General features: G+C 50.4%; 18 protein-coding genes. 12 read left to right on the top strand and 6 right to left on the bottom strand.

Annotated elements, in window-relative coordinates; genetic code table 11:
• Nucleotides 1–20: 20 nt before the first annotated feature.
• Nucleotides 21–1,124 carry a lactonase family protein gene (locus CLV60_RS22520; RefSeq protein WP_106597637.1) on the top strand — a complete coding sequence of 368 codons (1,104 nt, stop codon included), beginning with the start codon at nucleotides 21–23 and terminating at the stop codon, nucleotides 1,122–1,124.
• Between the two features lie 30 nt (nucleotides 1,125–1,154).
• Here CLV60_RS22520 and CLV60_RS22525 read toward each other — a convergent pair whose 3' ends face one another.
• Nucleotides 1,155–2,561: a TlpA family protein disulfide reductase gene (locus CLV60_RS22525; RefSeq protein ID WP_106597638.1), complete on the bottom strand. Its 1,407-nt coding sequence runs from the start codon at nucleotides 2,559–2,561 to the stop codon at nucleotides 1,155–1,157.
• Between the two features lie 105 nt (nucleotides 2,562–2,666).
• On the opposite strand from CLV60_RS22525, the gene CLV60_RS22530 reads away from it, so the two are divergent.
• Entirely contained in the window at nucleotides 2,667–3,437 is a 771-nt protein-coding gene (locus tag CLV60_RS22530; protein WP_106597639.1) for a YdcF family protein, read from the top strand.
• Between the two features lie 12 nt (nucleotides 3,438–3,449).
• Here CLV60_RS22530 and pfkA read toward each other — a convergent pair whose 3' ends face one another.
• Complete coding sequence (pfkA, locus tag CLV60_RS22535) at nucleotides 3,450–4,424, bottom strand: 6-phosphofructokinase (protein ID WP_106597640.1); 975 nt, start codon at nucleotides 4,422–4,424, stop codon at nucleotides 3,450–3,452.
• Between the two features lie 322 nt (nucleotides 4,425–4,746).
• Between pfkA and CLV60_RS22540 the strand changes: the two genes are divergently transcribed.
• The 6 genes from CLV60_RS22540 to CLV60_RS22565 all read left to right on the top strand — a co-directional run bounded on the left by CLV60_RS22540 (nucleotide 4,747) and on the right by CLV60_RS22565 (nucleotide 12,804).
• Complete coding sequence (locus tag CLV60_RS22540; protein ID WP_106597641.1) at nucleotides 4,747–7,239, top strand: hypothetical protein; 2,493 nt, start codon at nucleotides 4,747–4,749, stop codon at nucleotides 7,237–7,239.
• A complete protein-coding gene (locus CLV60_RS22545) occupies nucleotides 7,236–7,763 on the top strand; it encodes a YfiT family bacillithiol transferase (RefSeq protein ID WP_106597642.1) in 528 nt (175 codons plus the stop codon). The genes CLV60_RS22540 and CLV60_RS22545 overlap by 4 nt, the downstream gene beginning before the upstream one ends.
• Nucleotides 7,764–7,765: 2 nt before the next feature.
• The gene (locus CLV60_RS22550) at nucleotides 7,766–7,993 is read left to right on the top strand and encodes a DUF2905 domain-containing protein (protein WP_106597643.1); all 228 of its coding nucleotides are present in this window, start codon (nucleotides 7,766–7,768) and stop codon (nucleotides 7,991–7,993) included.
• A 132-nt stretch (nucleotides 7,994–8,125) separates the two neighbouring features.
• Entirely contained in the window at nucleotides 8,126–9,691 is a 1,566-nt protein-coding gene (locus CLV60_RS22555; RefSeq protein ID WP_170118842.1) for an MrcB family domain-containing protein, read from the top strand.
• Nucleotides 9,691–11,955 (top strand): DUF2357 domain-containing protein, encoded by a 2,265-nt coding sequence (locus tag CLV60_RS22560; protein WP_106597645.1) that lies wholly within the window; start codon nucleotides 9,691–9,693, stop codon nucleotides 11,953–11,955. The genes CLV60_RS22555 and CLV60_RS22560 overlap by 1 nt, the downstream gene beginning before the upstream one ends.
• Nucleotides 11,956–12,042: 87 nt before the next feature.
• Complete coding sequence (locus CLV60_RS22565) at nucleotides 12,043–12,804, top strand: SGNH/GDSL hydrolase family protein (RefSeq protein WP_106597703.1); 762 nt, start codon at nucleotides 12,043–12,045, stop codon at nucleotides 12,802–12,804.
• Nucleotides 12,805–12,830: 26 nt separating this feature from the next.
• On the opposite strand, the gene CLV60_RS22570 is transcribed toward CLV60_RS22565, so the two are convergent.
• Together CLV60_RS22570 and CLV60_RS22575 are read right to left on the bottom strand one after the other, a co-directional pair.
• Nucleotides 12,831–13,934, bottom strand: coding sequence for a Fic family protein (locus CLV60_RS22570; protein ID WP_106597646.1), 1,104 nt, complete (start codon nucleotides 13,932–13,934; stop codon nucleotides 12,831–12,833).
• A gap of 91 nt (nucleotides 13,935–14,025) precedes the next feature.
• Nucleotides 14,026–14,529, bottom strand: coding sequence for a hypothetical protein (locus CLV60_RS22575; protein WP_106597647.1), 504 nt, complete (start codon nucleotides 14,527–14,529; stop codon nucleotides 14,026–14,028).
• A gap of 154 nt (nucleotides 14,530–14,683) precedes the next feature.
• Between CLV60_RS22575 and CLV60_RS22580 the strand changes: the two genes are divergently transcribed.
• The gene (locus CLV60_RS22580; protein WP_106597648.1) at nucleotides 14,684–15,052 is read left to right on the top strand and encodes a hypothetical protein; all 369 of its coding nucleotides are present in this window, start codon (nucleotides 14,684–14,686) and stop codon (nucleotides 15,050–15,052) included.
• 89 nt (nucleotides 15,053–15,141) lie between these two features.
• Here the strand turns inward: CLV60_RS22580 and CLV60_RS22585 are convergent, their stop codons facing one another.
• Both CLV60_RS22585 and CLV60_RS22590 read right to left on the bottom strand, forming a co-directional pair.
• A complete protein-coding gene (locus CLV60_RS22585) occupies nucleotides 15,142–16,143 on the bottom strand; it encodes an aldo/keto reductase (protein WP_106597649.1) in 1,002 nt (333 codons plus the stop codon).
• Between the two features lie 125 nt (nucleotides 16,144–16,268).
• Nucleotides 16,269–17,177, bottom strand: coding sequence for a helix-turn-helix domain-containing protein (locus CLV60_RS22590; RefSeq protein WP_106597650.1), 909 nt, complete (start codon nucleotides 17,175–17,177; stop codon nucleotides 16,269–16,271).
• A gap of 304 nt (nucleotides 17,178–17,481) precedes the next feature.
• On the opposite strand from CLV60_RS22590, the gene CLV60_RS22595 reads away from it, so the two are divergent.
• The 3 genes from CLV60_RS22595 (at nucleotide 17,482) to CLV60_RS22605 (ending at nucleotide 19,469) form a co-directional block, all read left to right on the top strand.
• Nucleotides 17,482–17,937 (top strand): carboxymuconolactone decarboxylase family protein, encoded by a 456-nt coding sequence (locus tag CLV60_RS22595; RefSeq protein WP_106597651.1) that lies wholly within the window; start codon nucleotides 17,482–17,484, stop codon nucleotides 17,935–17,937.
• The gene (locus tag CLV60_RS22600) at nucleotides 17,930–18,754 is read left to right on the top strand and encodes an isocitrate lyase/PEP mutase family protein (protein ID WP_229211090.1); all 825 of its coding nucleotides are present in this window, start codon (nucleotides 17,930–17,932) and stop codon (nucleotides 18,752–18,754) included. The genes CLV60_RS22595 and CLV60_RS22600 overlap by 8 nt, the downstream gene beginning before the upstream one ends.
• A gap of 136 nt (nucleotides 18,755–18,890) precedes the next feature.
• Nucleotides 18,891–19,469, top strand: coding sequence for a helix-turn-helix domain-containing protein (locus CLV60_RS22605; protein WP_106597653.1), 579 nt, complete (start codon nucleotides 18,891–18,893; stop codon nucleotides 19,467–19,469).
• The last annotated feature ends 223 nt before the right edge of the window (nucleotides 19,470–19,692 follow it).

Genomic DNA, 19,692 nt, shown 5'->3' on the forward strand with positions numbered 1-19,692 from the left:
ATTCATTTAAAACGCAAACGATGAAAAAACTGCTGTTATCCGTTATATTACTTTCGGCGGGCCTCAAAGCCCTCGCACAGGACAGAAACATTACTTTTTACGTAGGTACGCAGGATAAGGGGGCGAATTCTTCCATCACCCGCTGCGAACTAAACCTTGCTTCGGGCCAGATTACGCTTATCGACACCATCAACAAATCTGTTGCACCGGGCTATGTAGCCATTTCACCCAACAAGCGGAACCTTTACGCGATCGGGTCGGACAATAAGGTATCTGCCTATGCCATCGGCGCCGACCGCAAGCTTACATTTTTGAATAGCCAATCATCGGAAGGCATGGGGCCGTGCCACGTGTCGGTGCATCCGGCGGGCAAGATGGCTTTTGTGTCAAACTATGGCGGCGGGAGTTTTTCGGCTTACAACATTAGCGAGGATGGAAAACTGAGTGCGCCTGTCTATAAAGAGCAATATACCGGCACAGGCCCGAATGCCAAACGCCAGGAGAAGGCGCACGCGCATTTCGCGACGGCGAGCCCGGATGGAAAATACGTATATGTAACCGATTTGGGAAGTGATAAAGTGATGAATTACAGCATCGATGCCAATGCCGGAAAATTGACGCCCAACGCCGCACAACCATTTTCCTCAGGCAAACCGGGTGCAGGGCCGCGCCATTTGGTCATTCATCCTTCGGGCAAGCGATTGTTTCTGCTCAATGAACTCGACGCTACCGTAACGTCCTGCTCGATCGATAAAAAAGGGGTGATTACGGCTATCAAAACATATCCTACGATCCCTGCGGATTATTCGGGCCCCTCAAATACGAGCGCTGCCGTGCATTTGCACCCGAACGGGAAGTTTGTCTACGTTTCCAATCGCGGCCATAACTCGATCACCGCATTCAAAATACTCGGCAATGGGGAGCTGGAAATGGTAGATCAGCAGACGAAATCCATCGCTACGCCGCGTGATTTCAATATTGATCCGACAGGCAAGTATCTGATTGTGGCCAATCAGGCGTCGGATAACCTGGTCGTGTATGATATAGATGCAGCAACGGGCAAGTTCACGTTCAAGCACGAAAGCATTGGCGTGAAGTTGCCCATTTGCGTAGCATTCCTCTGAGTAATTTAAAATCGGAGCTTAACGAGATGGTCAGAGTTTTCTGGCCATTTTGTTTTGGTAGTAATTCAAAAAGTCCTCCAATTGCTCGACAGGCATTTTGCGGGCGATGATCTTTTTGTTTTTGTCCAGAACATAAATCGTTGGCGTCGTTACCACGTCGAACTTCCGGTTGAAATCAATCTGGTTCAATGCATCGTAGCCATTGATCAGTTCTTCCAGGTGATAAGTTTTCACGAAGGACTTCCATTCCTCGATATTATGCTCGGTCGAGATGGCCATTACCTTGATACCGTTGGCTTTGTTTTTCTCGTAAAACGCTTTCAGCACCGGAGAAGCTTCCTTGCAATGTCCGCAGGTAGGGGCGAAGAAGAAGAGCACGGTGTAATTGGCGTCGATGGTCTGAACACTTACTTTTTTACCGGCAGGGTCGGTCAGCGTGAGGGCCGGGAAAGTCTTATTCACCAGCAGATCCTTCATCGTTGCGACTTTTTCGGCAATGCGTTTTTTCACATCTTCCGAAACGCCCATCTCGCCGGAAAGGTAATATTTGTTGGCCATATACACCCAAACGGCCTCCGTTCCAACGGTTTTGGGATTTTCGTATTGATTCGTAATGTAAAATACCGTCCATGCTTTCAGGTCCTTGTTCGGCGAAACCTTCTTCACGATCAGATCAGCGTCTTTGATAATCGAATCGGGGACCTGGACGACCAGATTTTTGAAATACCGTTCTATTTTAGGTTCGAAAAAGGGCGTATTGACGATCCGTGGGTCGGAGAAATCGAATGCGTCCCAGTAATGCGCCTTATAATAGTTGAAAACCCACATCGAGTCGGTTTTGCCGTTGGCTAGTTTCGGTGCTGCGGGGATTTCTGGATCCGCCGACATTTTGAGCAGCTGCGATGTGAAGGTTCCCGCGTTTTCTGACAGCAGCTTCTTGCGATAGGTGCCAAATCCGTCCTGAATAGTCCGGATACGTGCCTGTGCCTCCGGTGTCGTCTGCTTGCTAAGTGCCTCGATCTCCTTGCTGCCTTTGGCTAATTCTTTTCGATAATTGTAGAAAAGCTCGTTTTCTTTGGAGCCGGTGATTTGGATGGAGGTGTTCACATCGGCAGAGTCGGCTTCGAGGGCGATGTTGTTTTCCTTACCGGAATAGATCAGCTCGATCATTTTCTGGTTGCCGGGGAAGAGGATCACGTAGAGACCGCCCGGAAGTGCAGTTTTGCCTTCGAATACAATCTTTCCGTTGGCATCTGCCTTGGCTGTATCTTTCGGGACAAATTGCGTGGCATTCCGATTGTAATGCCCGATCACGAATGACGAATCGCGGAATCCCTTAATGGTGGCCTCGATGCGGTAGCCCTGGGAATAAGCGGAGGAAAAAAAGCCGAAAGCGGCCAGCAGCAGCAAAAGGTAAGTGCGGGTATAATCTCTCATCAGGCTATGGAAAGTTTGCTTTAAAGCAGTTTATTGGATTATTTCAAAGTTTGAAGTCTGTAAAATTAACTTCAAAACGCTAACATCAGCAGGGTTCTTATTCAAATGTTTTATTTTCTCTCCAAAGCGATCGACTTTCTCATAATGCCGCTCAGCATTGTGTTTTTTATACTTATCTACTCATTTTTGACCAAAAGCAACTACCGCAGGAAGCTGGCGCTAGGTTTTATAATTGTGGCATTTGCGCTGGCATCCAACTCCTACCTGGTTACAAAAGCGATCAATGCATGGGAGCCCAAGTTTGTGAATCTGGTCGAGGTAAGGAAAACATACGACGTCGGTATCCTGCTTTCCGGCGGGTTGATTACGATGACGACACCCAGGCAGGATCATCCGGCAATGGGCAGCCATGGCGACAGGGTCCTGCAAGCATATCTGCTCTACAAGCACGGTAAAATCAGAAAAATATTGATCACGGGGATCAGCGGGGAAGAATTGATGTCCCGTAAGCTTGGCGAAACGCGTCAGGCGGCCACGTTATTGGCGAGTTGGGGCGTGCCGGCAAAGGACATTCTGTTCGAGGAAAAAGCACGCAACACACATGAGAATGCCGTGTACTCGGGCCGGATCCTGAATAAAATGTTCCCTTCCGGAAAATACCTGCTGATTACCTCCGCATTTCACATGCGCCGGTCGGCCGGGTGTTTCGAAAAAGTGGGGATCCAAACAGACCCCTTCCCGGCCGACTTTCGTGGGGGATATAACCAGCTCTCCATTCATAAACTGGTGCCGGACCCCGAGGCCTTTGCCTACTTTTGCATGCTATGGCATGAATTCGTAGGGTATGTAGCCTATAAAGCAGTGGGTTACTGCTAATTTCTGCCTGTGTTATACACTCAGGATCTTCACCATTCTCAACAAATCCTCGTTGATTGGCTTCGGAAGTCTGATAGTATCTTCGAAAGGCGTATAAACCAGCTCATTGTTGATAATGCCGGCCATTACATTCTTTTGTCCTGCAATAAGGCCTTCCAATGCGCCCAATCCAAGGCGGCTTGCCAGGATACGGTCGTATGCAGATGGCGTTCCTCCGCGTTGGGTATGGCCCAGTGTGGTTACACGGATATCCGCATTCTCATCCACCTGCACCTTGATTTTGTCGGCTACTTCCTGCGCGCTGCCTTCTTCGTCGCCTTCCGCCACGATAATGATGGAAGATGATTTTGAACGGCTCCATCCCTGTTTCAGGGTTTCTACAACCTGCGAGATCGGGGTCAGGACTTCGGGAACCATTACAAGCTCCGCACCGCCTGCAATACCCGACTGGATAGCGATATAGCCTGAGTCGCGGCCCATTACTTCGATGAAGAAGATACGGTCGTGTGAGCTGGCGGTATCACGGATACGGTCGATCGCGTCCAATGCGGTGTTCACGGCGGTATCAAAACCAATGGTGTAATCAGTTCCGTACAAATCGTTGTCGATTGTTCCGGGAGCACCTACGGTAGGGATACCGTACTCGTTGCCAAAGATCATCGCGCCGGTGAAAGTACCGTTACCGCCAATGGCGATCAGTCCTTCGATACCGAGTGCCTGCAAGTTGTCGTATGCCTTCTTGCGGCCTTCGGGAGTCATAAATTCCTTGCTTCTCGCTGATTTAAGGATGGTACCTCCCCTTTGAACTATATTGCTGACCGAGTGAGATTCCATCTTGTAGACATCTCCTGCGATCATTCCGCTATATCCTCTTCTGATTCCAAATACTTCAATACCATGGTAGCATGCTCCCCGTACTACCGCCCGGATGCAGGCGTTCATACCAGGGGCATCTCCTCCTGAGGTAAAAACTCCAATTCGTTTCATTTAATAATTTCGGGTTACTTCTAATCTTTCTATGTACAGCTCCGTATTGAACCTTAAAGGCACAATTTCCGCAAATTTATCCGGTATTTTCTTAAAATATATGCCTTGATTCTTAATTATGTTAAAAAAATGCCGGAACAAGATTCGTTTTTAGCATCTCAAACATATACCAATACTCATATATTTGCGCCGGTTAATGGAAATTTAATATCCCTCAACCGACGTTCGTTGCTACTATTACTGTTTGAAAAGTCATATTTAGGGCGGGCCGTGTGCGGTACCGCTTTCATCCGAAATCAACCCGTAGCTTAATATTACCAAAATGAAAAATCTGTTCTCCTGGCAACGTCTCTGGCCTCACCTGGTAGCTGTCATCGGTTTTATGATCTTGTCCGTCGCTTACGTTTCACCGGTGCTGCAAGGCAAGAAACTCAGTGCTACCGACGAGATCCAGGCGCTGGGCGGTGCGCGGGAGGTAATGGATTATCATAAGCAAACGGGCGAACGGTCGTGGTGGACCAACGGCATGTTCGCCGGGATGCCTGCGTACCTCGTCTCGGCCGACTATCCCACCAGTATTCCTACTAAAATCGGGCAGGGAGTGAACAAGCTGCTGCCTGCACCGGCTAATTATTTCCTGATCGGCATGGTAAGCGCTTATGTGCTGTTCCTTGTACTCGGGGCAGGCGGATGGCTTGCGGCAATAGGGGCGGTGGCTTTCTCCTTCTCCTGTTTCAATGTCATAAACCTGGAAGCGGGGCATATTTCGCAGGTTATTGCAATCATGTATGCTCCGGGTGTGCTCGCAGGTGTAATACTCGCTTTCCGTCGTAACTGGCTGGTAGGAGCGGCACTCACTGCATTTTTCCTTTCGCTTGAGTTGTATGCCAACCACGTGCAGATTACCTACTACCTCGGGATCGGCATTATCATCCTGGTGATTATGGAAAGCATTACCCTGATCAAAAAGGGGCTTGCCAAAGACCTGGTGATGATTCTTGGCGGGCTTGCCCTGGCTGCCGTTGTCGCGGTTGGTACGCACACGACAAGGCTTTGGAACGCCTATGACTATACCAAGGAAACGATCCGCGGTAAATCGGAGCTGACGGCAACGGGCAAAGATGCCGCTGCTAAAAAGGGCAACGGCCTCGACAAAGAATATGCATTTACATACAGTTACGGATTGGGAGAGCTGCTCACATTGGTGATCCCGAATGCGTATGGAGGTGCCTCCTATGGCCCCCTTTCGAATACTTCGGAGACCTATAAATTGGTGACCAGCCGCGGTATCGATGCCGCCACGGCCACGAATATCGTCCAGCAACTCCCGCTCTATTGGGGTGACCAGCCGATCATGGGCGGGCCTAACTACATTGGTGCGATCGTTTTCTTCCTGTTTGTACTCGGTTTGTTCATTGTTAAAAATCCATTGAAATACTGGGCCGCTGGGGTGATCGTGCTTTACGTGATCTGGGCGCTCGGAAAAAGTTTGGCGGGGATCAACTACCTGTTTTTCGACTACTTCCCGATGTTCAACAAATTCCGGGCGATGACGATGGTGATCTCGCTGGCACAATTGCTGATGGTATTGGTGGGCGTTTTGGCGCTGTCGACGATTGCCCAGCGGAAGATCTCGTTCAAAGAATTTCAGAAGCCTTTCCTGACGTCAGTAGCCATTACTGCCGGGCTCATGCTCGTGATGGCATTGCTGCCGGGGTTGTTTTTCAGTTTCAAGGGCGCGAACGATCCGATGGCCGCGCTTGCGCAGCAGTATGGACAACAAGTCCAAAGCCCTGAATTTGGTCAGCAGATTCTGAACACTGTTATCCAGGACCGCGAAGGCCTCATGAAAGGCGACGCGATCCGCGGATTGATATTCATTGCGCTGGCCGCCGCATTGGTGTGGTTTTATGCCCAGGATAAGCTGAAACCGGCGGTATTTTACACCGTATTACTTGTGCTGGTTATTTTTGATTTGTTCGGGGTTGATAAGCGATACCTCAATAATGATGATTTCGTAAGCGCTTACGTGGCCCAAGGGGTTACCACTCCGTCGCCGGCCGACGAGCAGATCCTCCGCGATACCGATCCGGATTACCGGGTATACGATGTGGCTTCGCAGGGAGGGCCGTTCAACAGTGCACAGGCATCTTATTTCCATAAATCATTGGGCGGTTATCACGCCGCCAAAATGCGCCGCTACCAGGAGCTTTTCGAGAATCAGTTTTTTACCGAAAAGCCTAATATGGAAGTGTTGAATATGCTGAATGCCAAGTATTTCATCACCCCTGACCAGCAAGGTAACAAGGTCGCGCAGCCCAACCCGCAGGCTTACGGCCACGCGTGGTTCGTGAAATCCTTCAAAATCGTGCCGAATGCGGATGCCGAAATGGCCGCCTTGCGCACGGTAAACCTGCGCTCGGAAGCCGTGGTGGACCAGCGTTTTGCATCCAAACTGGAAGGCCTTAAAGCCGGTGCCGACTCGACCGCCAAAATCAGCCTGATTTCCTATAAACCCAACGAGCTGGTGTATGAAACCAACGCCAACGCGGAAGGACTGGCAGTGTTTTCAGAGATTTACTACAATGTCCGCAACGAATGGCAGGTGACGATCGACGACAAACCGGCGGATATGCTGCGCGCCAATTACGTGCTGCGTGCATTGCGCGTACCTGCGGGCAAGCACACGATCAAGTTCCGCTTCGAACCGGTTTCGGTGGCTGCGGGTAGTAAAATCGACCTTGTAAGCTCATTGCTGCTCGTCGGGCTGATCGCCGGTGCGCTCTTCGTTGAATCCAAAAAGAAGAGTGTATGATGGATCGTCGCTTTCCTATCGGCCCTATTGCGTTGAAAGACACTTATTCCGACGCGGAAATCCGCGAATTTATACGCACCATCGCCGAAATTCCGGCTGAGTACCGCAAGCGGGTCGGGAATCTTTCGGATGATGATTTATTGAAAACATATCGGGAGGGAAGCTGGAATATCCGGCAGCTCATTCACCATGTGGCCGACTTGCAGTTTGTGCATTACCTGCGCATGAAAAAGGCGATCACCGAACCGGATTACAACGAGGTGACGCTCGTCGATATGAACGCCTGGGCCGCCACCCCCGATTCCCTGAACGCACCTGTCGAGGCATCATTGGCTATTTTGGAAGGAACTCATGCACGTTATGCCTACCTCGCCGGGACGTTGAACGAGGAACAGCTTGCACGGAAATATTACCATCCGCTTCGCGGGTTCTGGCTCGATCAGAGGCAGGCGCTGGCGATGTCGGTATGGCATGTAAAGCATCACCTGGCGCATATCGATCTGGCGTTGGGTAATATCGGATAAGGATGTCTCAGGCAACAGGTAAATATCTCATTATCATTGGCGTGCTGGTGGTGCTGGTCGGTATTGTCGTGTATTTCCTAAGCGACAAGCTGCATTGGCTGGGCCGCCTGCCAGGAGACATTCGCGTCGAAAGGGAGAATTTCCGGTTCTACTTCCCGATTACCACTATGTTACTCCTCAGCGGTTTGCTGAACCTGCTGATCTGGCTTTTCCGAAAATTTATGAATTAGTGCTGCTGGTTTTCTATCGGCTTAATAACCAAGGTTATAAATTCGTCCGTAAGGGCGAATGGGCTTGGGGGAGAACAAAATATCATTCATCTTTAAGCCACCTGAATGATTGGTTCTCTAACACACTATTTCATGGAATTTTTCGAGCAGCTCACCCGCTTTCTGGTGCAATGCCAGACCGAAAACCTCAAAACCTCCCACTTCGCAGACAAGCTGGAAGGGCTCAAAGTCAAGATCAGTTTTGGAAAAGGTAACCCCGCGCGGGTGCCGTGGATCGCATTGCTTGCTCCCGGGCAGTACATCAGTAATGGTATTTATCCATTTTATCTTTTTTATAAAAATCAGCAGCTGCTCGTGCTCGCGTTTGGCGTGAGCGAAACACTTTCTCCTGAAATCCCGTGGCAGCAATCCGGTGCCGAAACGATTAGCAGCTATTTTAAAAGGAATGGTTTGGGCAAACCGGCAAGGTATGGCGGCTCGTTCGTATTTCGGGTTTATGAAGTTGCGGATCTTGATAAACAGCAAATTGAGGAGGATTTACAGGAAATGCTGGGCATTTACAGAGTCACTCTTGCGGATAGCACAGCCGGAGTTCCGCAGTTCGATTATCGGGCATTTCATCAAGCGGCGCTGAAATGTGGTATGCAAATCGATCCCGACCTTGTGCTGCGTTTTGCAGCAGCGCTCATAGCCAAGCCATTTGTAATTCTGACAGGCCTTTCGGGAGCGGGGAAGACGCGGTTGGCGCACGCATTTGCACAATGGCTTTGTGAAACGGAAGAGCAGGTCTGTCTGGTACCGGTAGGAGCCGACTGGACCAACCGCGAGCCGCTTCTGGGCTTCCCGAACGCCCTCGAACCGGGGCAATACGTAAAGCCGGAAAGTGGTGTCGTAGATCTGCTGATGTCGGCCGAAATCAATGCGGATAAGCCGTATTTCCTGATCCTCGACGAAATGAACCTGAGCCATGTAGAACGGTATTTTGCCGATTTCCTGAGCGGAATGGAGTCGGGCGAGCCGATTCGGCTGCATAATGGAGCTGCCGGTGCGGTGCCGCCTCGCGTTCGGATATCGCCTAATCTGTTTATGATTGGAACTGTCAATATCGATGAAACAACTTACATGTTCAGTCCGAAAGTGCTCGATAGGGCGAGCGTGATCGAGTTTAGTATTTCGAAGGAAGAAATGCAGGCATTCCTTCAATCCGAGCGGCAAACTGACGCCTGCAACCTCGTTGGAAATGGGGTGGAAGCGGCTGAGGCATTTGTGGCCATGGCTTGTAACAGCATGCCGGACAGCCCGGCGCGTTCGCAGCTCACCGATGAAATGCTCGCATTGTTTGAAATACTCAAACCGGCGGGAGCTGAATTCGGTTACCGGAGCGCTGCGGAAATTCTGCGGTTCGCAGGGGTGATTAATCAGCTGGGGGCTAAATGGCCGATGCGGAAGGTGATGGATGCGGCTTTGATGCAAAAGCTGTTACCTAAAATCTATGGCTCCCGCAGGAAGCTGGAACCGGTATTGAAAGCACTGGGCAAGCGCTGTGTCGCCGATCCCGAACTGCTCGACGACTACCTGGCTGGAAAGAAAGATTTGTCCGGTCCCGAGGCAGTACATTACCCGGCTGCATTGGCGAAAATCAGGCGCATTTACAGAAATCTGATCGACCACGGCTTTGCCAGTTTCGCAGAAGCCTGATGGAAGGGAATGAGCTGTTGATCAAGGCCGAAACGGCTGACGGCCTCGTATCGGTACGCATTATCGCAGAAGAGCGCGGCAAACCGACCATTTTTGAGCTGGACGAATGGGAAGCCTTCGAGCACGGCGAAGCGCGTATTCAGTTGCTGGAAGGTTGCTTTTATGAATACGAAGTACTGGGAGATTACATGCTCCGTCCGTCGCCAGCCGTTGTGCCTTCCCGCATTCACCCGACAATGGGGAGGCTCATACCGAACGTATATGTAGGCACGCTCACAATCGAAGTATTGCGGCTGGCCGATCATGCCTGTTGCGGGGAGCTGAAAGTGGAAATCCGCTCCAAAAAAGCCAGCTACCGGACCGATTACCGGCTGATGCTCGAAGGAATTACCGAGCATTGTACCGATCTGTTGTTCTACTATAATGCGCCGGTGACGCATCCTTTCGTGCCCGACTACCTGACTGATCCGCAGACGCTCTATCAGCGGTTTGCGTTGGTGAATGCGGTACTTACCAGTCATGGGTTTGAGATAGCGTTTCAGAAAATAGTCCGTAAACCGATCACAAAATGGGCGGGAGACGAAGCGGAAAAGGATATCCGGAACGCCGGGCGTGCTGATCGGAGTATGCTGGTTCAGCTGAAAAAACGAGGTAACCGGATTGTGCTGCCCGACCATCATATTCTGAAAAATAGACTGGCTTCGGTGCCCTCGCGGATAATGCTTGGGGCGAAGACAGATTCCGTGGATACGCCTGAAAACCGCTTTGTAAAGCATGCATTGGAGGTTTTTGCGGGTTTTGTGAACCATATCAAAAGCATTGCGCCGGAGCGCAGCCGTGTTTGCAACGAGGCTGCCGTACTGGAAAATCGGTTGAACCAAATGCTTTCGGCTCCGTTGTTTAAAGACGTGGGGAAGCCGCTCCGACTGGCACTGAACGGCCCCGGCCTGGTCCGAAAAGAAGGGTACAAGCAAATACTGCGGGTGTGGCTGATGTTCGATCTAGCTGCGCGACTGGTCTGGCGCGGGGGCGATGATGTGTATCATGCCGGGAAAAAGGATGTTGCCGTTCTGTACGAGTACTGGCTGTTTTTTGAGCTGCTTGACGTGGTAAAAAGCGTGTTTTCCATAGAACCGGCACATATCAGCAAGCTGGTTAAGCCAACGAAAAACGGGCTGGGATTACAACTGAGGCAGGGGCGCCATTTGCCCGTGAGTGGTGTTTACGACGCAGGCTCGCGAAAGCTCAATGTCGAGTTCAGCTTCAATAGATCGTTTTCAGGTCAAAACGATTACCCGCAGGCGGGCAGCTGGACCACCGGCATGCGCCCGGATTTTACACTGTCGATCTGGCCCGCCGGTGTTTCACAAGCGCAGGCCGAAACCGAAGAACTGATCGTCCACATTCATTTCGATGCGAAATACAAGGTCGAATCCGTAGCAGGAGTATTTGGAGAAGATGAGGCAACGCTTGCATCCGGCCGGGCCCAGCCCGATCACAGCCGCGACGATCTGTTGAAAATGCACAGCTACAAGGACGCCATACGTCGGACAGCGGGGGCATATGTGCTCTATCCGGGCGCGGAAGGCAAGGTTTACAAGAGAAAAGGATTCCACGAGCTGATTCCGGGCCTGGGCGCGTTCGCGATACGGCCATCTAAAACCGACAATGGCCGCGACGAGCTGAAACGCTTTCTGCTCGATGTGGTGGCACACTTTCAGAACCGGGCTTCGCAACGGGAAAAGGTAGCCTTCCGCAGTTTTGATATCTACAACAATCCGTCGTCCACAGATGTGAGAGCGCCACTCCCCGAGGCATTTGGTAAAAATCGAGATCTGATCCCCGACGATACTTTTGTGTTGGTCGGCTATTACAAAAACAGCAAACATCTCCACTGGATACGGAAGCATAATCTGTACAACTTCCGCACCGGGGCCAAAAGCGGATCATTGTCCCTTGGTGTAGCGGAAGTGAATGCGCGGTATTTGCTGCTGCACGGACCGGGACAGACGCTGTCGGGCATGCTGTTCAAGCTCCATGAGAGGGCGCCCAGGCTATTTTCCAAGCAGGACTTAATAGGAAAAGAATATCCGGATCCCTCTCGGGAATTATACCTGGTGTATACCACAGATCCGGAAGTCGAGCCGGAATTTGCCGGAATGCGCTGGGATGTGACACGGCTCCCGGGCTATCGTGCCAATCGGGCATCCGGGCTGCCGTTCTCCGTCAGCCTGACGGACCTGATGAAGGTGCTGGTAAAATGATAGCCGTTTTTTCGGTAGTATTTGCAGAGCTGGTCTTTTCTTAAACATTATCCGAACATGTTCATCGCTCTCAATCCGGCATATTCAATGAAAATTCAAACACTTGCTGCTGTATTTCTGCTGATTTCCTTTAACGTTTTTTCACAGACCAAACTGAGTATTGTCTTTATCGGCAACAGCATTACGCAAGGCAAAGGTGGGGACAATGGCTTTCCGCCGCCGACGCACGCCGTCAATTATTTAAAAGCCCAAAAGGGTGTGGATGACGTTTTGTATGCGAATGTAGGTCGCAGCGGCTCCACTACGTTAGACTGGCTCCCGGAAACAGGCAAGTATTTCACGCTGGCTACCACGGCTGCCGACAGTTTGTATCTCAAAAAGGACCATCAGCTGCTGTTCTCGATGAAGCTGGGTACCAATGACAGTGCTATACAAGGTCCTAATGGTTCGCCCGTTTCAAAGGAAAACTATAAAAAAAATGTGCAGACGATCATTTCCGAACTGTTGAAAAGATATCCGGGCAGCAAAGTCATTATCCATCACCCGATCTGGTACAGTACCAATACCTATAATCGTTCGAAATACCTGGCAGAAGGGTTGGAGCGGCTTCAAACATACGTCCCGGAACTCGATGCATTGATCGGCGAATACAAAGCCACCGAGCCCGGACGGGTTTTCAAGGGCGATACCAAAGCATTCAAATACTTCAAAAAACACTACCTCAAACTCTTCAAGCCCGAAAACGGCCAGCAAGGCGTGTTCTACCTGCATCCCAACGTAGAAGGTGTCGCGATACTGGGTGAGTTTTGGGGTAAGGCGATTAAGAAAAAGGTGCTTGCGGGAATCTGATAGGTTGAATCTCAGTGAGAAACTTGTTACCAGAGCAATTCATAACGGGTACTCCGGCCGCCAGGGTCAGATTTTGAAAGTATACCTTTTTCAATCAGATCGTTGATGTCCCTGGTAGCAGTGTCCTGAGAGCATTTTGTCATTTTTGCCCATTTGGAAGAGGATAGATTTCCAAAGAATGCCTCCTGCATTCGGTTTATCATGACTCTCTGTCTGGTGTTCAAAGAAGTGGACGTGTGTTTGTCCCAGAAATCTACCCTTTTGAGGACAGCTATGAGCGTTTCCTCAGTCGAGGTGATGGCGTCCTTTAAGCATAGCAGATACCATTCGAGCCAGCCTGTAATATCCAAATCACCTTTTTGAGCGGTTTCAAGAACATGGTAGTATTCTTTCCGTCGCTTGCGTATCTGCGAAGACATGCTGTAATAGCGCTGAGCACTGCCGTCGGCTCTTGCCAGCTGCATATCCGCTATCGTTCGAGCAATGCGCCCGTTTCCGTCGTCAAAAGGATGTATCGTAACAAACCAAAAATGTGCTATGCCGGATTTCAGTACGGGATCCAGCAGCTGATTGTTGTTAAACCATTCAAGAAATAATGCCATCTCCTCTTCAAGGCGTGAGGCGTCGGGTGCTTCAAAATGGACTATTTCTTTTCCGATCGCTCCGGAGACAACCTGCATGGGACCTTTTTCATTGTCCCGCCACTGATTTGTAAGAATTTTGAACATCCCACTCCTTCCACTTGGAAAGAGCGAGGACTGCCACCCAAACAATCGGTCTTCGGAGAGTGGTATGTCGTAGTTTTGAGTTGCATCCAGCACCATTTCCACGACGCCGTCTACATTTCTGTCGGAGGGGACAAGGCCAGCGATTTCCAATCCCAGCCGTCGAGCTATCGAAGAGCGAACCTGATCTTTGTTCAGTATTTCTCCTTCGATTTCCGAGGATTTTACAATATCTTCTGTCAGGGCTGCCAGAGCCGCGTCAGCACGGGCCGAAAAGCCGAGGGCTGCCATGGTTCCTGATATTTTGCCTTGGATATACCTTACCTGGCCTAACGCAGGAAGGAGGACTGCGTCGTCCCAGGTAAAGGAGGGCCAGTTGCGATGCTGATGGATGTACCGGGGCATATGGGATATTTGCAGTGAATATAGTAAATATTCTCCGCAAATGTGCGGTGAATGGACTCAATATTCTCCGCAACTGTTCCTCAGGATTTACCTAATCCTTCCTAACCGGCCTTAATCCCCCCATGGTCTTTAACCCGATCGCTGGACTTTGTTTGGGGATGGACAGGAGCTTTTCTTCGGTTTCGGGCTCTATGTATTCGCGGTAACCTTTCAGATAGCGCTCTATGATGAAATCTTCTTCCCGCTCGAACTGGACGGAAGGCTGGTCGATGATCGAGGAAATGTTGTACAGCTTTTTATGCCAGAGCAGGGCATTGAGGTTGCCGTCGAAGTGATAATGATTCTCGAAGCCGCGGTCGAATTTGAAAACGATAGGCTTACCCGAATTAGCGAGCAGGCTTTCGGGCGTACCCGTGAGCGTGATTGGAATGTAGGTCTTCTTATCGTAAATAAAGCCTCCGTGGGTGTTTTTGATATACTCCCGCATTTGTCGGGGCGCATCGCCTACCAGTAGTACATCCACGAGAAGGATATGCTCCGTGGCATAAAACTGTCCGGGGTTCTGGATAAGCGGGAGTTGGGAAATTCGGATCATGAACAATTATTCCTTTGTATGGGCGTAAAATTAGCTAACATTCCCATTGTCACAATCATCCCCGAAAAGGGTGCGACGTGGGCTCAATAATTTTTAAATAATCGCTTGTAGCAGTAAATCCGGCGAAATATATTGAGCGGAAATAATTGTCACCATGGTAAAAACATACAGGTTTATCGCCCTCCTCGGCGATGGTCGCGAGCGGTATAGCGACAAAGAATTGAATGCAGAATGGCCCACCGAGCCGATCGTGATCGATGCCTTCGGGTTTTCGGACGTTTACCGGTATTCGGGAGTGGTTTTTCTGAACGAAGAATGGTTCGGAAAATACAGTAAAAACTGGCGCAACGATACGACGGAGATCGATAAGCTGCTGGTGAATCTGATCAAATATTCAGCCAAGGAGGCTCATTCCGAGAACCTGGCTAAAATTAAAAGCTACCTGGCTTCCCCGCCGGAGACGGTCGAGGAAGCCGTGGCGCTTTGGAGGACCTTTTATGATCCTTCTTTGAAAACTATTTAGGGCCCTTGGATTGAAATCCAGAGGCCAGGGCTGTTGCGCGCCTCTGGCGCTCGTATTGCCCGGGATTTTAACCTGGGGACTCAAATCTTTTAATGATTAACCATTTTCAGGGCGCCTTCACTGTACCGTGCTCCGGTGTCGGGGTAGCGGGCAATGAGGGCGTCGATGGTTTTCAGGTCTTCGGCTGAGAGGCTTACCTCGAGTGCGCCGGCATTCTCTTCCAGGTATTTACGCTTTTTGGTGCCGGGGATCGGGATAATGTCGTCGCCTTGCGCGAGTACCCATGCCAGCGCGAGTTGCGCAGGCGTACATTGCTTGTCCGCAGCGATTTCGGCAAAGCCGCTTACGAGTCTGGCGTTGTTATCGGCAACATCTCCCTGGTACCGTGGCAGCGTGCGGCGGAAGTCGCTTTCTGCAAGCGTTTCGGTATTCAATGTGTTGGTAACCAGTCCTCTCGCCAATGGCGAATAGGGGACCAGCGAAATGCCCAACTCGCGAACGGTATTGAGGATCGTTCCCTCCACATCACGGGTAATGACGGAATATTCGCTTTGCAATGCGGCGATCGGGTGAATGGCGTGGGCTTTGCGGACGGATGCCGCGGAAGCTTCGCTCAGGCCCAGGTAGCGCACTTTCCCTTCCTTAACCAGCTCCGCCATGGCGTCAACCATCTCTTCCACAGGTACATTCGGGTCGACACGGTGGGCGTAATAGAGGTCGATGGTGTCGATTTTTAGTCTTTTCAGGCTGTTTTCTACGGCGATCTTCATCCAGGCAGGCGAACCGTCGAAATACGCACCGGCCGAGTTGCGGGGCGTGCCGGCCTTGTCGCCGTAGCGAAACCCGAATTTGGTGGCGATGAAAATCTTGTCGCGGTTCGGTACCAGGACTTGCGATATCAGTTTTTCGTTTTCGCCATTGGCGTACATATCCGCAGTGTCCCAGAAATTGATCCCCAGGTCGAGGGCCCGGTGCAGCGTGGCGATGCTTTCGGTGTCGTCGGTGGGGCCGTAGGCAAAGCTCATACCCATGCAGCCTAATCCGATGGCTGATAATTTTTCTTCTGTTTTTCCAAGGCTTCTGTATTGCATTTGTTTGTTGGCTATCGGCTGTTGGCCGGGTTGATGATGCAGTTTTCAGGATAATCCTGATGATACAAAGCTACTATTGAGCGGCGGGTGCCGCTTTATAGTTTTCAAACAGATCTTTATAAAAATCACACAGCCTTCATGCGCACGTTTCCGGGCGTGAGGCCGGTCTGTTTTTTGAAGAAAATATTGAAATAGGCAGGGTACTCGAAACCCAGGCTATAAGCGATTTCCGACACGTTCCAGTTGGTATGATTGAGGAGTGCCTGCGCTTCCTTGGTAATGCGCGCCGAAATGTGCTCCGTGGTGGTTTTTCCGGTGATTTCCTTGACCGATCGGTTCAGATGGTTGGCATGTACCGAGAGGCTTTGGGCGTAATCATTGGCGGTTTTCAGGCGCAATGCATTCTCGGGTGTGTCGATCGGAAATTGTCGTTCGAGCAGTTCCATAAACAGCGAGGTAATGCGGGCCGAAGCATTGGTTTGCCGCTCAAATGTCTCGGCGGGCTGCATTTTCATGGCTTCATGGATGATCAGATGCAGGTAGTTGCGCAGCATGCCATATTTATGCTGGTAGTCCGAGTCGATTTCCTCCATCATCTTTTTGAAGATCACAGAAAGTTCTTTTTGCTGCTGTTCATTCACGAAATACACCGGAGTAGCCCCGATTTTGAATAGCGGCGAATCCTGCAAAAAGTCCTTGCGCTCAGTAGGATGGACAAATGTTTCGGTAAACAGGGTAAACCAGCCCAGCTGCTCTTCCGAGATCGCTTCCCAGGAATAGGGCACCATCGGGTTCGAGAAAAGCAACGCGGGGCGATCAATCTCGATCCATTTGTCGGCATAATGCAAACGGCCGGTACCTATAATGAACGACACTTTATAAAAGTCGCGGCGGCTGTATGGCGTCTTTTTGTAGCACGAATTTCTTTCGAACACATTGAAGTGCCCGATGCCGGCATTGTTCAGCGGCAAGTCCGCCGGATTAGCTTGCGGTACACGACGGTAAAATTCCTGGATTGATTCGGTATGGCTCATAGGATAGGATTATAAAATTCAAATAGCAGATGCGACGGTGAAAGTTTCCGTGAACCGGGAATTAATCGCTTTTTAATTTCGAAGTAAGCTATTTTTGAAAGATATTGGACTATTTAAAATATGCTGTAATGGATCACGCGGGTAGTCCGCATATGGCGTAGATTTGATCGTCAGGTTTGGTCAGGCGTAGTCAGGTATTGTCATGAGTAGTCAAGGCCTTGCAAAGCGTATCGTTAAGGCTCAACTGACCACACTTGACTATTCCTGACCATTATGACAAACATTCATCAATTAAGCACCAACTATGTCCCACCGCAAACCAACCAGTGAACTAACCCCGAAGGCCTTCGCGGCTGTGCGGGAACTTGAAAAGTACGTCGCTTCGACGGGTCTCGACAAAGTGCATTATAAACTGATCAAAATCCGCGCCTCGCAAATCAATGGATGCGGATTTTGCCTGGATATGCATGCGCGCCAGGCCCGTGAAATGGGCGTGACCGAGCAGCGCATATATATGTTAAGCGCCTGGCGCGAGGCGAATATTTACACGGAAGAAGAAAAGGCGATCCTGGCGCTCACGGAGCAGGTGACGCTCATCAGCCAGGGCGGCGTGACCGATGAGGTGTACAACAGGGCGGTAGCACTGCTCGGGGAAGAATATACCAAAGCCGTAGTGATGGGCGTCGTGGCGATCAGCGCCTGGAACCGGATTCTCATCACGGATCAGGTGGCGGTCAATGCCGTAGAAAGCTATGTTTAACAGTCGCCCTATTCAGATGAACAGCCAGTCGGAAAAGGCCGATTTGCTTAAAAAGCTCCACCATAGCGGTAAAATGCTCGTGCTGCCCAATATTTGGGACGCTGCCGGAGCGGTGTTGCTCGAAAACCTGGGCTATCCGGCCGTGGCGACGGCCAGTGCCGCCATTGCGCGTGCGCACGGCTACGAGGACGGCGAGCGGATCCCGTTTGATTTCCTGCTGGGCATTGTAGCACAAATCGTGAAAGCGGTGAGTGTGCCGGTTACGGTGGACATCGAGGCGGGCTATGCAGCCGATAACGAGCTATTGAAGTCGAACATCCGCCGCCTGATCGCCGCCGGTGTGGCGGGTATTAACATCGAGGATTCCGACGTGCGTACGCGTGAACTGCTGCCGGTGGATGAGCAAGTGGAAAAACTGAAAGTGATCGGCCGTGTGGCAGAAAGGGAAAATACGAGGCTGTTTATCAATGCCCGTACGGATGTATTTCTGCTGAATCCCGAGTTGCCGGAAGATCAGAAGCTCGCGCTGGCCATCGAGCGGGGGCGTGCCTACGTGGAAGCGGGTGCCGACGGTATTTACCCGATTTTCGCGACGGAGGAAGGGACGCTCAAAATGCTGGTGAATGCATTGAAAGTGCCCATTAATGTAATTGCCAAAACCAATGCGCCCGATCTGGACATACTTCAAAGGCTTGGCGTGGCACGTGTGAGCTTCGGGCCGAATGTGCACCGTGCGACTTTGTTGTCGATGGAGGCATTGCTGAAAGATGTAAAGGATAACCTCAGCCATAAGCCCGTGACAGACCTGCTCATGTGACCTGCTGAATGCTTTTTGCGTATAGTATCGGAATCTCCCGGCCGCCGCAACCGGGAGATTTTCTATTTTTAGATCAAAATAAGGATTTACTTTGTAGTATATCCAACGAACTTAATCCGTTATCACGCTCAGCGCTATGCAGGAGGACATTCTTTTTCAGATCAGCAATAAATTAAAAGAAGTCAGAAAGGGTAAGGGGGTTACCCTTCAGGAGATTGCCGACGAGGCGGGTGTGACGAAAAGCCTCGTGTCCCAAATCGAAAACAGCCGTACGATCCCCTCGTTGCCGGTAATGCTGGGGCTGATCAAGGCATTGGATATTGACCTGAACGTGTTTTTCAAGGATATCATTTCAACGGCGCCGGGCGAAAGCGTGCTGGTCCGCCGGAAAGAGGAGTATCAGCCTTTTACCAAAGAAAACGCAAAAGGGTACTTCTACCAGCGGATATTCAGCAAGCAATTTAAGGACAATCACATCGACGTCGTGCTGCTGCGGCTCGAACGGGATGCGAAACGCCCGATGGTGCGTACCAATGCATTCGAATTTAAATATGTGCTTTCGGGCGCTGTCGAGTACACCGTGGGAAAAAACAAGTATATCCTCAACCAGGGTGATTCCATGTTTTTCGATGCGAACGAGCTGCACAACCTCAAATGCAATGACTGCGACGAGGCGGTATTGCTGGTGATTTACTTCTTCAATGAGGCTCAGTAGGCCTTTTCAGACAAATCATTCTTGTTAAATATTGATTAACATTTGCTTAACCTAAGACTGGGTTCTCTTCACTAGTTTTGCGGTGATCGAGGTTTTGTTATGCCTTATTTTTAATATTAGTTAACTTTTTCTTGCGCTTTAAAAGAAATTACGATATTTTTCAGCTGTAAATCAATGTTAGCTCGGGAGTCGGAAAGTGTTTGAGTTAAATTTAACTAAACAT

Source organism: Dyadobacter jiangsuensis (genome assembly GCF_003014695.1).
Classification (GTDB): domain Bacteria; phylum Bacteroidota; class Bacteroidia; order Cytophagales; family Spirosomataceae; genus Dyadobacter; species Dyadobacter jiangsuensis.